Below are 15,340 nucleotides of genomic sequence, written 5' to 3' on the forward strand. Positions count from 1 at the left end.
ATAAAAGAGAGTATCCGCAGGTTGGAAATCAGGCGGATACTCTCTTTGCTATGTCTACTTATTATTTACGTGATCGAAGAGCGGGTAATCGCATCTTTTTTCCTCAACATATGCATGAGAATCATCTTAAGAAGTGAAGAGACGATAAAGAATATAAATAAGATGCGAAACAACTGATATCCGGACACCACCGATAGGTTGGCATGGACTTCATGGGCCATGATGCTCATCTGGTCCATTCCGCCAGGTGCCATGCTCAGCAATGATGTAGCCGCCGAGAGGGAGAACATCTTCGTTAATATATAACTCAAGCCAAGCGAACCTGCAATGAGGAGAACACTGCTCGTGATTGCGATTGTTACGGTCTGCATCTTGCGTTGCAGCTGCTGAGGACGAAGCATCAGACCCACATGACTGCCAATCATCAATTGCGAAATATTAAGCAGGGACGACGGCAGATTGGGTGTGTGCATCGTTGTGCTTAATTGAATAACACACATGACGATCATGGGTCCAAGCATAAATGCTGTCGGAAACCGAAGCTTGCGTGCAAACCATGCACCAGCGACACAGAGCGGGGCATAGAGCAAGATTTCGGGAAAGAGTGCTGCCCAAGTTGCTATCTCGATCATTGGCTGATCCGTGCCTCCACCTGTCGTTCCGCCGATCCATGGACTGAACAGCAGGAACGGAGCACAGAATACAATCATGATCAGCCGCGTGACCTGCAAAAAAGTAACGAGCGTCAGATTGATGGATTTCATCTCATCCGCAAGGGAGACCATCTGGGACAGTCCGCCAGGAATGCTGCCAACCAGCAGGGAGGGGAAGTCAAAGTCTGTCAGCTTTGAAGCAGCATAAGCGGTTAATGTACATAATCCGATTAAGAGCAGGGTCATGAGCAGCATCATAGGCAGCTGGTGCAAAATGCCTTGCAGCGCTTCTTCCGTCAGTGTTAATCCGATAGAGTAACCCACGATTAGAATACCGTAGTCTCGAATGGAAGTGGGCCACACGAGCGGCAGCTTGGCAATCTGTGAACCAACCAGCATAAAAATCATCGGGCCAAGAAGCCAAGGGATGGGGGTATGTATTACTGTAAATAGTAACCCGCCAAGAACAGAGACACCTAAACTTAGAAAAAAACGAAAGACAATGTGGGAACCGAGCTTGTGCATCAGTTCCATCCGCGTTGTCTTTCGGCTGCATGAGGTAGATTGAAGTACATGTAAGATCACTCCTGATGATAAGATACAATGATTGATCCTTGGACGGTGATTGGCTCATTACGAAGCAGGACAGGGAGCTGATTCATCCACTGTCCTGCTGAATGGTTATCATTTATCTGTTCGCCGCGAGAACACGGGCAGAAGGCTTCGGTTCTTTGAACATCATATAGTACATCAGCGAGGAAATCACGTATAAACTGCCTGTAATGCTGAACGTGATCGCGTAACCCCAATACGTGCCATAAGTGGTCACGAGATAGGATTGAACGGGTCCCATCGTAGCCCACCCAATCATAAAGGCGGTCTGCATCAGTGAATTGGCGATTCCTCGGCGTTTGTCCGATACTCTGTCCACCAGAATGGCGGATTGAATCGGGTTGGCTGCATTCATCAGCGCTTGTCTGAATAAGAAACTCACCGAAGCGATGAGCAGCAGATTTGTGAAGCCGGTCAACAGCAGGAAGGGCAGTGACATGACCTGAAATATGACGACCGCTCGAACACTTCCCACCTTAGCAGCAAGTGTAGGTCCAATCAGCATTGATACAATGGTCATGATCTGACCCAATGAAATGAGCAGACTCATGGCACTTAAGGATACCGAAAAACGGTTGGTGAAATACAGATTCAAATAAGGCACAACCAGTCCGGAGCCAAACCCGATTAATAATTGGGTTATGACAAATTGACCGATCAAACGGGAATCTTTCTTTTGGCTTAGAGTATCGTTCTTGCTGCCTTGTTCTGAGGAATGAACGACACCCTGTTTGCCATCCGTTGCAGATGTTGCAGATTCAGTGACAGGTTGCGCCGGAGTATCCGCTTGTGGTGCCTTCTTATCCTCGGATACAAACAACATCGGAATAAACGCAACCAGTGTAGCTGCCCCACCTACGAATAATACCGTCTGCAATCCAGTGACTTTGGCAAGACCAGCCGTATGAAGCAGGTCTGCAAAAACGCCACCACCCAAGCTGCCGAGTACCTGAGAAGCGAGTACGAGGGAAGAGTAGTAGCTGAACATCTTCAGTCGTTGACTTTTCTTCACATTCTCAGCGAGGAAGGGAATGGCCAGTACCTGAAATACGCCAGCGAAAAGTCCTGAAAATACAGCAAACCAGATCAGTCCGCTGGCAGAATAATCGAAGGAACGGCCAATCAGAAAGATTCCACTGAACAATGCGCCGGTAATCAGCAGCCGCTTCCGGCTGAAGAAATCGCCGCATAGTCCAATAGGAACAAACATAATCGCTGTCGCAAGTGATTGAATACTTACAATCTGGCCGTTCATTGTATCATTGTAGCCGAGACCCTGAATGTACAGATTGTACAAGACAGAGAACATGCCATTTCCGATCTGATACAAGATGCTTGCCAGAAAAAACAATTGAATATTGCGGGACCAGCCCCGAATTTCAGCATGAATCTGTTGTAGAAGTCTCAAGTGGTTTCCCCCAGTCTGCCTGTGCAGTAATTTTAGTTTAACAGGAATGGGGGATTTGCGGAAGAATTGACCACTGTTTATTTTACAGTAGGGGATTCCAGCACTCGGGCAATCACGAATCCATCGTAGCCTTTACTGCCTACAGTTTGCAGTGCGGTAGCTTCAAGACGCGGGTTATCTGCAATTAATTTCAGGAAAGACTGAACGCCCTTAACCCTGTTGTCCGTACTGTCTGCATTGATAACTTCACCGTCCCTGACGATGTTGTCGCCAATAATCAGACTTCCTGGACGTGCCAGACGCAGCGCCCAACGCAAATAGTCTGGATTACTCGGTTTGTCAGCATCGATGAAGATAAAATCAAAGGGCTCTCTGTACTCTTCCTGAACGTCGGGAAGGGTAGTCAGGGCAGGACCAACTCGAAGGTCAACCTTGTGCATAAGTCCTGCACGCGTGAGGTTGGCTTGTGCCATCTCTGCATGGCGTGGATCTGCTTCCAGTGTGACAATATGTCCGTGTTCGGGAAGGGCTCTGGCCATCCAGATCGTACTGTATCCGCCAAGCGTCCCGATTTCCAGCACACGTGTTGCGCCCTGTATTTGAAGCAGGAGCTGAAGCAATTTCCCTTGATTAGGCGTTACATCATGAGCAGGCAAGCCGGCTTCTACATTGGTACGTAGGGCCTGCTCCAGCAGGGAATCCGAGGGGATTAATAAGGCGTTCAAATAATCGTCGACTTGAGTCCAGGTTTGCTGTTGAGTAGAACCATTCACATTGTTCATCGTTATCTGTTCCTTTCCAATTGCCTGTATTGGATTTCATACTTCAACTATAAAGTGAACAGATACATAAATAAAATATATATTATGTATGTTAATATAAGTTTAGATTATATAACTTCAAGTAAAGAAGGTGCAGCGGTTGAATTTGCACGGATTACGATTGTTTCATGCCATCGTGAGATATGGGGGAGTCACGCGGGCGGCGGAAGAACTCAACATTAGCCAGCCAGCGGTATCCTCTCAGGTGAAGAAGTTTGAGCGGGAGTTGGGCATTCAACTATTTGCTTCGGAGGGGAGAAGACTGGTTCTTACCGATGCTGGAATGCAATTAACAGGCTACGCGGAACGTCTGTTCATGCTGGAGCAGGATGTCGAGAACTTTGTGCAGGATTTTCGGGCAGGCAAAAAAGGTCTGATTCGTCTTACCGCTACCTATTTGCCCTCGAATTTTCTGCTGCCGGGCTGGATTGCCCGCTTCAAGCAAATGCATGAGGATGTGGAGCTGGTTGTGAGCACAACCAATACCCGGATGGCTTTTGACCAACTGCTGCGTTATGAGGCCGAGATTGCGGTTTATGGTGGAAGTGGCATTACACATTCAGGTATCCATTGGGACGAATTGTTTGAAGATGAAATGTGGTTTGTAGTACATCCCGATCATCCGTATGCGGGAAAGGAAATTGAGCTTCGGGAGATGGTGGCGGAGCCCTTCATTATGCGTGAAGAAGGAAGCGCTACACGAGAGCGTCTCGTGTCTCTTTGCACAACTAATAACCTGGCCGCACCCCGTATTGCGCTTCAGTTTAATGGGTTGAACGAAACGATTAGTGCGGTGAAGGCAGGTTATGGGGCCAACTTTATTTCTTCTCTGGTCGTAAAGGAAGATGTGCAGCAAGGCAGACTGGCACGTGTATTCGTTCGAGGTGTACAGTTGAAAAACACGGTAGCCGTATGTACACGAGCAGGGGAAGTGTTATCTCCAGCTGCACAGCATCTGGTTGAACTCATCAGACAGGAAGCATCAGTAATGAAATGAAATATTTGGGGAATTACATGAGAGCTAACTTTGAAAGTCATCCGTCGACGCTGCTTTGGTTGTTCCTCTGGAGTATAACCGTGCGAAAAGGGTGACTCCACCAACGATCAGAACAGGTATCCAGACTGCCATCATGGGTACGTGGTGGAACAACATCGCAGCTAGAATAACGCCGCCCAAATAGATTACAACGGCACCAGCACGAAGGTAGGCATCTGCTGATAGCGCTTTGACCAGCGAGCGGATATTGGCGTGTCGCAGTCGCTGAAGAATGCTTACCGCATCCTCAACCACGGCGGCCAGATTATTGGTGAGCACGGTCGTCGAGATACCGGCAATTCCAATGCGGCGTGCCGCAGTCGTTTGCATCCCCATAGCTGTGGACAGCATGGCAATCAGCAGATAGGATAGTTGTTCCGAATAAGGACTGATCATGGCGAATGCAAAGAGCAGAAGCAATATACTTTCTACAGTGAACACGGCGGTGACCCGGGAAGACCAGCCATTTTTCGTCTGCACATGTCCAATCATGTGTGCAGCGATGGCATTTCCGGCAATAAAACCAATGAGGGCGAGGAGTGCACGCAGCACAACAAACTCCTGAGCACGGGCAATCGCGATCCCCAGAAGCACAATATTACCTGTCATATTGGCTGTAAGCACATGCCCCAGTCCCAGGTATCCGATCACATCGACCATTCCGGCAGACATGCATAGCAGCAGCATCGCGTACTTTTGGAGGGTATTTTGTTTCATGATCATCCGTCCTTTCCCAAAAACGTAACCCCTCCAGTATACATCCACAACGCGTGATTCTTCAAAATGAAGCTCATGATCAAATGCAAATTTTCCTTTTCAGCAAACAGGTATAAATCGTCCCTACCTTGAAGCTAAGGTGCTGCAAGCCAGTCAAACATATTGTTCACTGCCGCCTCATGCATCCTCTCCTGAAAACGATGATCCTGTCCCCCATAAGCGTGAAACGTAACGTTGGCACCTCTGCGTTTCAGCCAATGATACATCCGGGTTCCATGACTGTAATTCACCTGCGTATCAGACGTGCCGTGCATGATCAGCACAGGACAATGAAGTTTGTGTGCCTTCGACAAGGGGGAACGGGCAAGATAAGCTTCCGGAACTGAACGCGGTGAACCGCCAAGCACCCTTTTCAAAGTACGTCTCAAGTCGGTTCGTTCATGATAGGTGCGTTCCACATCGGCGACACCGCTCCAAAGCACGAGTTTATGTACCTGCGTAGGTCCTTCATTGTAGGTCGTTGCTGTCTGTACGGCATTAATGGCTCCACGCGAAAATCCCATTATTGAAATTCGCTTTGTATTGGCAAAGGGCCACTCTTGCACAAGCCGGTAAGCTGCATGTACATCCTCTACATCTCGACCGCCATACTCGTCGCGTCCTTCGCCACCCTCGTTACCACGATATGATGGAGCGAACACGATATAACCTTTGTGGACAAATTGCTCCAGCCAAGCGGTATTTACCCCACCATAGTTGCCCAGTCCGCCGCGGCAATAGATCAGAACCGGCCAACGTACAGCAATACCGTCCATGGTGTGTGTTTCTACAGGAGGGTAGCGGCTTGCGAGCTGTTGCAGTTGCATGGATTCTTGCATTACGGCTAATCTTTGGAAGCCAGAGTTACTATGGGTGTTTTCTAACGGTGAGAAGGCGGGTAAGGAGCAGCCGTCAGGCAGGCATAAATAGCCTTTTACCCGAAGCGCATCGGACGCATACGTCACATGATAGAGCAGGGGAATCGACCTCTTTCAACGGGAATAGCGTGCTAATTGAGCATGATTCTTCTTTAGGATGCGCCTAAACGATGTTCCCATACCTTTCAACCAGCAACAGCCGTTCGGTGCGAGAAATTCGTTTCTTGGCTCCATATGATTTATAATGGTTCAGGAGACATGTGGATTGACCTCTGTCCTCTTATTTATAAAAACTAACTTTAGTGTGTACGAAGAAAGGAAGAAAACCATGATGAACGCTCCACATCCGATTGATCAATTCAAGAAATTTAAATATGAAATTACGAGATTTATGATGATCTATAAATTTGCTTTGGATCAAATGGAGACCAAAATTGAGGTGCTGAAGGAAGAATTTCAGTCCCTGCATGATTACAGCCCGATCGAACATACGAAATCCCGATTAAAGTCACCTGAGAGCATTATGAACAAGATGTTCCGTAAAAATCACGAGTTAACCTTTGAAAGTATCAAGAAAAATATTAAGGATATCGCCGGTGTACGGATTACCTGCTCCTTTATCTCCGATATCTACCGGATTAAGGATATGCTGTGCAACCAAAGTGACCTGCGCGTGCTGGAAGTGAAAGATTATATCCAGAATCCGAAGCCAAACGGTTACCAAAGCCTTCATCTTCTGGTTGAGGTGCCTGTATATATGTCTAATGGAGAAGAACGGGCGTGTGTGGAAATTCAGATTCGTACGATTGCGATGGATTTCTGGGCGAGCCTGGAGCATAAAATCTTTTATAAATACAATAAGGATGTTCCCGAGCGTTTAACCAAAGAACTGAAAAGTGCAGCAGACTCTGCCAACGCACTGGATCAGCAAATGGAGAGATTGCACCGGGAGATTCAGGAGATCAAGGACGCCGAGAACGAGCGTGATGAAGAAGAATTGCGCCGGATTATCATTAACAATCAACAGTTTACACTGCCTTCCAACCTGCTCAAGCTGTTAGGAAACGGGGAACAATAAGGAAACGTGAACTACCGCAGGGAAAGGAATATATTATTCATATGAAAAGCTCACCAGCTTCATTAAGCACCAATTCTACATCCCGTGTACGTATGGCATTGATTTTAGGGACACTGTCGGCCTTTGGGCCGCTGTCCCTGGATATGTATTTGCCAGCACTGCCCACACTGGCCGATGAATTTCAATCATCCACTTCTTATGCCCAGCTCAGTCTAACGGCATGTATGGTCGGACTGGCCGCAGGGCAGCTGCTGGCTGGACCTCTAAGTGATGTGCGTGGTCGTCGTACGCCTCTTATTGCGGGTCTTATTCTCTATACGATCGCTTCCATACTCTGCCTGGTCAGCCCTACGATGGGCTCTTTTGTTGTGCTGCGTTTCATTCAGGGGGCAGCGGGAGCAGCGGGAATCGTTATCTCGCGCGCAGTGGTGAGGGATGTGTATTCCGGGCCGGAGCTAACACGTTTCTTCTCCCTCTTAATGCTGATTAACGGGGTTGCACCGATTGCTGCACCAATTATCGGCGGGCAACTGCTTGCATATACGTCGTGGCGCGGTGTATTTATTTTGCTGAGTATCATTGGTATTTTGACTTTAGTTGCTGTTGTGGTTGGTCTAGGGGAGACACTGCCTGCAGAACGACGATCCAGCGGAGGACTGAAGCAGACGCTGGTTACATTCCGCCAAATCGCAGGGGATCGTCTGTTCATGGGTTACGCCTTAACTCAAGGTTTTGTATCTGCTGGCATGTTTGCCTACATATCAGGTTCGCCGTTTGTGCTTCAGAAAATATATGGCATCTCCCCGCAAATGTTCAGTGTCTGCTTCGCCATTAACGGTCTCGGTATCATTTTGGCAAGTCAGATCGCCGGAAGACTTGCGGGTAAAGTATCTGAAACTCGTCTGTTGAGCGCAGGACTGATAACTGCTGCTCTGGGAGGAACATCTCTGCTCATCGCCATTCTGGCAGGAGGTAATCTGATTTCGGTCCTGATCCCGTTATTTCTCGTGGTATCCAGTGTGGGTCTGGTTAATACGGCTTCCTTTGCACTGGCGATGGCCAATCAGGAGAAATCAGCAGGCAGTGCATCAGCACTTATTGGAGTGATGACGTTCCTGTTCGGCGGTATTGTTGCTCCACTTGTGGGTCTTGGAGGAGAAGGCACAGCTGTACCAATGGGCATTGTCATCGCTTGTGCGGATCTGGGTGCATTGCTGATTTATGTTGTAATGGTAGGCAAAAGCAAGAGAGGGAAACGTCAGGGGAAACAGCAGCTGGCGTGAATTGGTTTTGCGTGGTGGCACTGATTAGAAAAAAAGACTGGCTGACAATAACACTAAGAAAAAATGTAAATCCCAAAAAGCGCTCCAATTGGAAGGCTCGTTCCTTCATTTGGGGCGCTTGTTCTATATGTGAACGCGATTTAGCAGAGAGCAAACAAAATCTGTGTATTAAGCAGGATACCTGGAGTCAGGAACGGATAGAAGTAACCGATGACAAAACCGAACAGATTGGTGGATGGCCACATTAAGTAAAGGTCATTGTACGTGAATACGAGAGACCAACGGTTGTAACAGAAATTTTGCAGTACACGTTGCTCAGGATCACGAGGCGTTGCTACTCCTGATTGGGCAAATTGCACAGCTTGGGTCAGATTCTGTGGCTGTTGTTGGATAAATAGCGGTAGAAGGCCCGGGCTGCTTTTGATCAGGTTATACAGGAAAATCATCTCTGCAGGGGGCTGACCCACTGGACGAGGGTAGGCACTAAGCAAGGCAGGCAGATTGCCTTGTGATAGCTGTGCGGGTGGACCCGGTGCCGTGCCAGGGACACCCCCAGGGAAGTAGGGAGGTTGCCCCCCTGTGCCTCCGCCTGGAACGCCGGGAATGAATGGGGGATAAGAACCGGGTCCTCCGGGAATTCCTGGAGCGGGCTGACCGCCAGGAGCGCCTCCTGGGAACAGCGGCGGGAGCTGATAGGAGCGATCTTCTCCATAACCTGAGTTATATGCGTAATCCATGTACGAACATCCTTCCTGTCGTCGTATTATGGAATCAGCATATGGCGGCATCCGCCTAAATGTGAATTGTTCGACTGAAGGAGCCATTCGTCCTTAAAAGGCAAAAGCTGCATTGACAACTTCGTTGATAACAATTATCATTGTCAATGGAATTGGACAAAAGTACATACCGGTATTATATGCATGAATAATGTATAAACGTCTAAGTCTGTCATAACAGCTCAATCCATTGAGGTGTTCATCTTGAAAGGGGATAGTCACTTGTTTAAGAACAATAAAAAAATGATCATGCTTCTGATCACCGTAATGGTCATGTCCATCTGGCTGGCAGCATGTGGATCGAAGCCAGCAGACAACGGTACAGCAGCAGGAGAGAACAATACAGCAACGCAGACACAGACAGAAGCTCCGACAGAACGTACATTGACAGATGCAATGGGTCACGAAGTGAAAATTCCTGCAAATCCGGAGCGGATCATCGCTTCGTATCTGGAAGATAATCTGGTTACACTTGGCGTGAAGCCAGTTGCCCAATGGTCCGTAGCCAATGGAATCCAGGAGTATCTGCAAAAAGATCTGGACGGCATTCCGACGATTGCCTTCGATCTTCCTTTCGAAGCGGTCACAAGCTTCAACCCGGATCTGATTATTATCGGTTCCGAAAGTGTGGTTGAAGGCGAGAAATACGCTCAATACAGCAAGATCGCGCCTACTTATGTACTTGGCGATGAGATCAATAGCGATTGGCGCAAAACCCTGCTGAAAATCGGCGAAATTCTGAATAAAGGCGATGAAGCACAAAAAGCGCTGGATGATTACGAAGTGAAAGCCGCAGAAATCAAGGAAAAAATCAACACGGTTACAGGTGGAACGAAATCGGCAGCGGCTATCTGGTTGGTAAGCGGCAAATTCTTTATCGTAAGTGACAATGTATCCAGTGGTGAAGTGATGTACAAGGAATTGGGACTTGCTGAGCCCGAAGTGGTGAAAGAAATCTCTGCCAATGCGACAGGTAACTGGTCCTCCATCTCGCTGGAAAAATTGGCGGAAATGGATGCAGACTACTTGTTCTTTGTGAATAGTGATGAAGGTACGGGTTCAGAAGCACTGAAAGATCCGGTATGGCAAAGCATCCCGGCAGTGAAAAACGGTAACTTGTTCGAATTTACCCGTTCGAGAAGCTGGTTGTATAGCGGTGTTCAAGCGAACCTTCAAATTATGGAAGACATTCAGAAAAGTATTGTAAAATAAACAATATCAAATACGAATCCGAATGTTTAATACTCCTTGGTGCGATGAGCACCAGGGAGTTTTTTTGTGATTTCACCATTTTACGATATATAATATTAAAATGAAGCGAAGCTCGTGAGAGATGAGTTTCGTTTCACGATCACGGAAGGGGATAACTTATGATGCATACTTTGGACCCGCGAGCATTGACGGGCAGAGATAACTATAAATTGATGAGTGGGTCGGTGGTGCCACGCCCCATCGCATTTGTGACAACTCTTTCACATGATGGCAGCGTCATTAATGCAGCGCCTTTTAGTTTTTTTAATGTAGTCAGCTCTGATCCGCCGATATTATCCATATCTATTGCACGCAAGAACGGTGTTATGAAAGATACGGCTCGCAATGTGCTTTCGAGGAAAGAACTCGTGGTACATATTTGTGATGAATCGATCGCTCTTGACATGAACGAGACGGCTGCCATGCTGGAGCCCCACGAAAGTGAGCTGGAACGGACAAATCTGACGACTGTACCAAGTACTGTGGTCTCCGTACCAGCAATACAGGAAGCACTCATTCGCATGGAATGTAAGTTGTATCAGCATATTCCGATATCGAATGATGAGGGAGAACCTGTGAGTGATCTGCTTCTGGTTCGTATTGTACAATACCATTTCAGTGAGAACGTGTATGATCCTACCACCAAATATATATTAATGGATCAGTTGAAACCAATTAGCAGGCTGGCCGGGAATGACTATGCCAAACTTGGCGAGAGATTTACGGTGGTCAGGCCGGAGTAGCAGCTGAGCAGGCTGAACGACCTGTTGAAGGATGGGTCTGGATAAGATATAAGTAGTATCGTTGTTTAAAAAGACGGACAATCATGTGTGGAATTCGCATGTGTTGTCCGTCTTTGCTTGTTTAGTGAACATAAAGAGGGCAAACCCCGAATAGACTTGTACTATATCCTGCACATGTGACATGAACCTATTTTATATATAAGGAGGTTGGAGCCGATGAACCCACTTGATGGAACCGTAACTGCAAGTATCATGGGAATTGGAACGGCATTGCCTGTTCACCGGATTGAGCAAAAGGATGTGTCTGCTCGGCTCGCACAAGCGCTGGAGCATGAGCCGGATTCCAGACGATGGGCCAAGCGAATATTCAACCAGTGCGGTGTCGAGACGCGTTATTCCTGTGAACCGAACCTGCTGGAGCCAGTAGAGTCTTGCCGTTATCTGCCCTTTACTCAGACGGATAACGTTCCGACCACAGCCGAACGTATGGCCAAATATAAGGAAGCAGCCGTTCCACTTGGAATTCAGGCAGCGCATCAGGCGCTCGAGGATGCCGCCGTTTCGACTTCTGAAATTACACATCTCATTACCGTCAGTTGTACAGGGCAATTCCTGCCCGGTCTAGATGTTCGGCTGATTCAGCAGCTTGAACTATCGCCGCGTATTAACCGGATTCCGCTTGTGTTCCAGGGATGCGCTGCGGGTCTGAAGGCTATACAGTTGGCGAATTCGATTGTGACGAGTGACCAAGATGCTAAGGTACTTATCGTATGTGTAGAGCTGTGCACCCTTCATTTTCAGCCGTCCGCCAAGCGAGATGATCTGTTCGCAGCGTCCTTTTTCGGAGATGGCGCATCTGCCTGTGTTGTGGGCCTGTCCGGGACAGGAGGCAAAGAACTGTTCAGATTGGGTAGTGGGCATTCCGTGTTGCTGCCAGACTGTTCGGAAGAGATGATCTGGGAATTGGGAAATACCGGTTTCGATCTGTATCTCTCGCCACAGATTCCGAAGCTGCTCGGTTTACATCTTGGCCCAGAGGTTGAACAATTGCTGAACGGCAGCGATCTACCGGAGATCTGGGCGATCCACCCTGGAGGCAGAGGTATTGTGGATGCGGTACAGAAGCTGTACCAGCTGTCAGATGAACAGGTCGCTTACAGTCGAAACATTTTACGGGATTATGGAAATCTATCCTCTGTGACGATTTTGTTTGTTTTACAAGCCATCCGCGATGATTATCGTAAAAAGAAAGAAGCTTCCAGCGGAATAGCCCTTGCATTTGGACCGGGACTGACAGCGGAATTGCTTCCTTTTACTTATGTTCCTGCCCCCGTTGAAGAAAGAGAACCAGTGAATCAAGGCGTAATTTAGAAGAAGCGGAATTACCAATCTGATAGCAGAGGAGCTTGGGTATGGGTTATCGCAGCCTTGCTGTTCTCATTAGCCGATATCCGCGGTTCATCATTCTCTGCTGGGTGTTTGTCATCGGGATGTCAGCCGTCTGGGCCTGGAAATTGCCTGGCATTGTTCAGGATCATGGATTGAATTGGAACCATGGAGATGCTCACGCTGTAGAGCTTATTCTGGAGAAAGAGTTCCACGTTCCTGCTGATCCGGTTATTCTTCTATTTGAAAAAAAGAACGGCACTACCCCTGCTGAATTTCGGGGCTGGATTAAAGATCGTCTGCAACAGGCACGCACTCTTTCAAGTGTAACGTCCATAATCTCTCCGCTTGAAGCGCGGGGAAGCCGGATGCTGCGGGGGGATGTGGCCTACGCTTTGCTGGCGTTTGATGTACCGCCTTACAAGATGGGGGAGCCGTTGGAACAGCTGCGTTCCGTGCTTAGAACCGACGATAAGGGAACGATCCGAATAACAGGGAAATCCGTTGTCCAGCAGGATGTAAACCGTCTCAGCTTTCGAGATTTGGAACGTGCAGAGGTTGTGGGATTGCCGCTTGCCTTCATCATTTTGTGTTTTGCATTCAGAGGTCTTTATGCAGCGCTGATTGCAGTCATTATGGGAGTATCCGGCGTCATAACGGCAATGGGAGTTACATCCCTGATGGGTTACCATCTGGCGCTCTCCAACTTTGTGATCAACGTTATTCCGATGGTGGGAATGGCGCTCAGCACAGACTTTGCTCTGATTATTCTCAGCAGATACAGGGAAGAACTCCAGCAAGGTCAGAATAGTGAAGAGCCAGGTTTGGGTGACGAAGAGGTTCTCCAGAGAATGCTGCGTACAGCGGGAAGAGCCGTATTTTTTTCTGTGGCTTGTGTGCTGTTAGGACTGCTCGGTCTGCTCTGGATTAGATTGCCGATGTTCCTGAGTGTATCCCTTGGAGCCATTATTGTGCTCATCATATCGGTTCTGCTGAATATAACACTGCTGCCAGCAATACTATCCCTATTTTCTAAGCGAATCTTTAGACAACATTCCGGGCGTTCCTTCTCTTCAAAACAGGGCCAGCATCAACAATCGTTGCCGTCACGCTCGATTTGGGCATTCTGGTCAGGCATGATTATGAAACGGCCGGTTCGGATGGCGCTGCTTGGAACGGGTACGCTGCTTATTTTTGTTCTACCGGTTACCCGGTTGGAGTTGGCCATCCCCGATGCTTCTTCCTTGCCTGACAGGATGGAGTCTCGGCAGGCGACTGAGCAGATCCAGAGCGTTTTTGGACAAAAGAACGTCTCTGCTGTAGAGATTGTAATTGGTGGAACTTCAGAGCCGTTGACCTCATACCACTGGCGGATGGCGTTGAGTAAAATGCGAGAGCTTCAGCAGGATTCGAATGTGGTGGCTGTTGAGTCCGCATGGGGAATCATGCTGCCGGACAAGCTCTCAGGTCAAGCTCATATCAAACCTCAAATGAACATTCCATCACCATCTTTACGTGAAGCGCTGAAAGAAACCACATCTCAGCAGCCTGCATGGCAGCGTTCATATGTGTCCGACTACTCTATTCGTATGGTGGCTACCATTCACGGAGCACCGGGTTCCGATGAGGCAGCATCCTGGCTGGAACAGATGAGGGCAAAGGGCAACGCTAACTCCAATCCCTTCGTACCCCTGCGTTATGGGGGAGAAGCAGTCATGCAACATGAAATCATGCAAGAGATCTCTGGACAACTGCCCAAAGTGCTGGTGTTTGTTGTGGTATCAAATTATCTCGTATTGCTCGTAGCATTTCGGTCATTGCTCATTCCAATCAAAGCCATTTTGATGAATCTGCTCAGCTTGGCTGCTTCCTTCGGCGTGCTCGTACTGGTATTTAATCAGGGCCATCTTGGCATGGAACCATCTGCTATTGCTATTATGATTCCTGTATTCATTGCCGGGCTTGTCTTCGGTATCTCGATGGATTATGGCGTATTTATGCTGACTCGCATCCAGGAGGTTTACAGACGAACACGGGATAGTGATCTGGCCGTACAGCAAGGACTGGCTTCAACTGGACGTCTCATTACATCGGCGGCAGCGATTCTGCTGGCAGTGACTGTACCGTTTGCCTTTGCTGACGTAGCGGGTGTCAAACAGCTGGGAATCGGAATAACAGCGGCGGTGTTCATTGATGTAACCATGATCCGCCTGGTGCTGGTACCTGCACTCATGAAACTGATGGGCAGATGGAACTGGTGGCTACCAGGGCATAGGGAATAAAAGGCCAGATTAAGAAGGATGTTCTCGGAGCCTGAAGATCAGGTACGCGAGAACATCCTTTTTTTCATCAAAATAGTGTGAATTCAGCGCAAAACAGGCAATAATGTTCAATTTACCGACTGTACTGTGATTTATAATAGACTGGACAAGTCCAACATATATCTTTTTACATACGTTTATATAAATTGAACAAAACATGTACACGAGAACGGAGAGAACAGAAATAACCTGAAGAAGCGGAGCTGCAAGCTTTATGGAAGAAAGAAAGCTGCATCGGAAAGCATACACCTCGCCTTTATCACCGGATGTTCCCCTTTGAAAAAGGGAATTCAAAAAATCTGGGCATAAAAGCGATCGGAAGGTTGTTCTGTCATCGG

13 protein-coding genes are annotated in these 15,340 nt (G+C 48.0%); 7 read left to right on the plus strand and 6 right to left on the minus strand.

Features of this window, described 5'->3' with window-relative positions:
* Positions 1-65: 65 nt before the first annotated feature.
* From BMY78_RS08685 to BMY78_RS08695, 3 genes are all read right to left on the minus strand, one after another.
* Entirely contained in the window at positions 66-1,187 is a 1,122-nt protein-coding gene (locus BMY78_RS08685) for an AbrB family transcriptional regulator (protein WP_256222014.1), read from the minus strand.
* Between the two features lie 154 nt (positions 1,188-1,341).
* A complete protein-coding gene (locus BMY78_RS08690; protein ID WP_090896790.1) occupies positions 1,342-2,673 on the minus strand; it encodes an MFS transporter in 1,332 nt (443 codons plus the stop codon).
* A gap of 77 nt (positions 2,674-2,750) precedes the next feature.
* The gene (locus tag BMY78_RS08695; protein ID WP_090896792.1) at positions 2,751-3,455 is read right to left on the minus strand and encodes an O-methyltransferase; all 705 of its coding nucleotides are present in this window, start codon (positions 3,453-3,455) and stop codon (positions 2,751-2,753) included.
* A 139-nt stretch (positions 3,456-3,594) separates the two neighbouring features.
* On the opposite strand from BMY78_RS08695, the gene BMY78_RS08700 reads away from it, so the two are divergent.
* Positions 3,595-4,491 carry a LysR family transcriptional regulator gene (locus tag BMY78_RS08700; protein ID WP_090896796.1) on the plus strand — a complete coding sequence of 299 codons (897 nt, stop codon included), beginning with the start codon at positions 3,595-3,597 and terminating at the stop codon, positions 4,489-4,491.
* 24 nt (positions 4,492-4,515) lie between these two features.
* Here the strand turns inward: BMY78_RS08700 and BMY78_RS08705 are convergent, their stop codons facing one another.
* Complete coding sequence (locus BMY78_RS08705) at positions 4,516-5,247, minus strand: YoaK family protein (RefSeq protein WP_256222015.1); 732 nt, start codon at positions 5,245-5,247, stop codon at positions 4,516-4,518.
* Between the two features lie 134 nt (positions 5,248-5,381).
* On the minus strand, positions 5,382-6,125 hold the full coding sequence (locus BMY78_RS08710) for an alpha/beta hydrolase family protein (protein WP_256222016.1): 744 nt from the start codon (positions 6,123-6,125) through the stop codon (positions 5,382-5,384).
* 370 nt (positions 6,126-6,495) lie between these two features.
* On the opposite strand from BMY78_RS08710, the gene BMY78_RS08715 reads away from it, so the two are divergent.
* Positions 6,496-7,242 (plus strand): GTP pyrophosphokinase, encoded by a 747-nt coding sequence (locus BMY78_RS08715; protein ID WP_090902192.1) that lies wholly within the window; start codon positions 6,496-6,498, stop codon positions 7,240-7,242.
* A gap of 41 nt (positions 7,243-7,283) precedes the next feature.
* Positions 7,284-8,525, plus strand: a complete 1,242-nt coding sequence (locus BMY78_RS08720) for a multidrug effflux MFS transporter (protein ID WP_090896806.1) — start codon at positions 7,284-7,286, stop codon at positions 8,523-8,525.
* Between the two features lie 140 nt (positions 8,526-8,665).
* Here the strand turns inward: BMY78_RS08720 and BMY78_RS08725 are convergent, their stop codons facing one another.
* Positions 8,666-9,262: a hypothetical protein gene (locus BMY78_RS08725; protein WP_090896809.1), complete on the minus strand. Its 597-nt coding sequence runs from the start codon at positions 9,260-9,262 to the stop codon at positions 8,666-8,668.
* A gap of 261 nt (positions 9,263-9,523) precedes the next feature.
* On the opposite strand from BMY78_RS08725, the gene BMY78_RS08730 reads away from it, so the two are divergent.
* From BMY78_RS08730 to BMY78_RS08745, 4 genes are all read left to right on the plus strand, one after another.
* Entirely contained in the window at positions 9,524-10,513 is a 990-nt protein-coding gene (locus tag BMY78_RS08730) for an iron-hydroxamate ABC transporter substrate-binding protein (protein WP_256222018.1), read from the plus strand.
* A 161-nt stretch (positions 10,514-10,674) separates the two neighbouring features.
* Positions 10,675-11,295, plus strand: coding sequence for a flavin reductase family protein (locus tag BMY78_RS08735; protein ID WP_090896812.1), 621 nt, complete (start codon positions 10,675-10,677; stop codon positions 11,293-11,295).
* 216 nt (positions 11,296-11,511) lie between these two features.
* Positions 11,512-12,666, plus strand: coding sequence for a type III polyketide synthase (locus tag BMY78_RS08740; RefSeq protein WP_090896815.1), 1,155 nt, complete (start codon positions 11,512-11,514; stop codon positions 12,664-12,666).
* A 41-nt stretch (positions 12,667-12,707) separates the two neighbouring features.
* Positions 12,708-14,963 carry an MMPL family transporter gene (locus tag BMY78_RS08745; protein ID WP_090896817.1) on the plus strand — a complete coding sequence of 752 codons (2,256 nt, stop codon included), beginning with the start codon at positions 12,708-12,710 and terminating at the stop codon, positions 14,961-14,963.
* The last annotated feature ends 377 nt before the right edge of the window (positions 14,964-15,340 follow it).

Origin of the sequence: Paenibacillus sp. OK076, from assembly GCF_900110055.1 — a bacterium.
Classification (GTDB): Bacteria; Bacillota; Bacilli; order Paenibacillales; family Paenibacillaceae; genus Paenibacillus.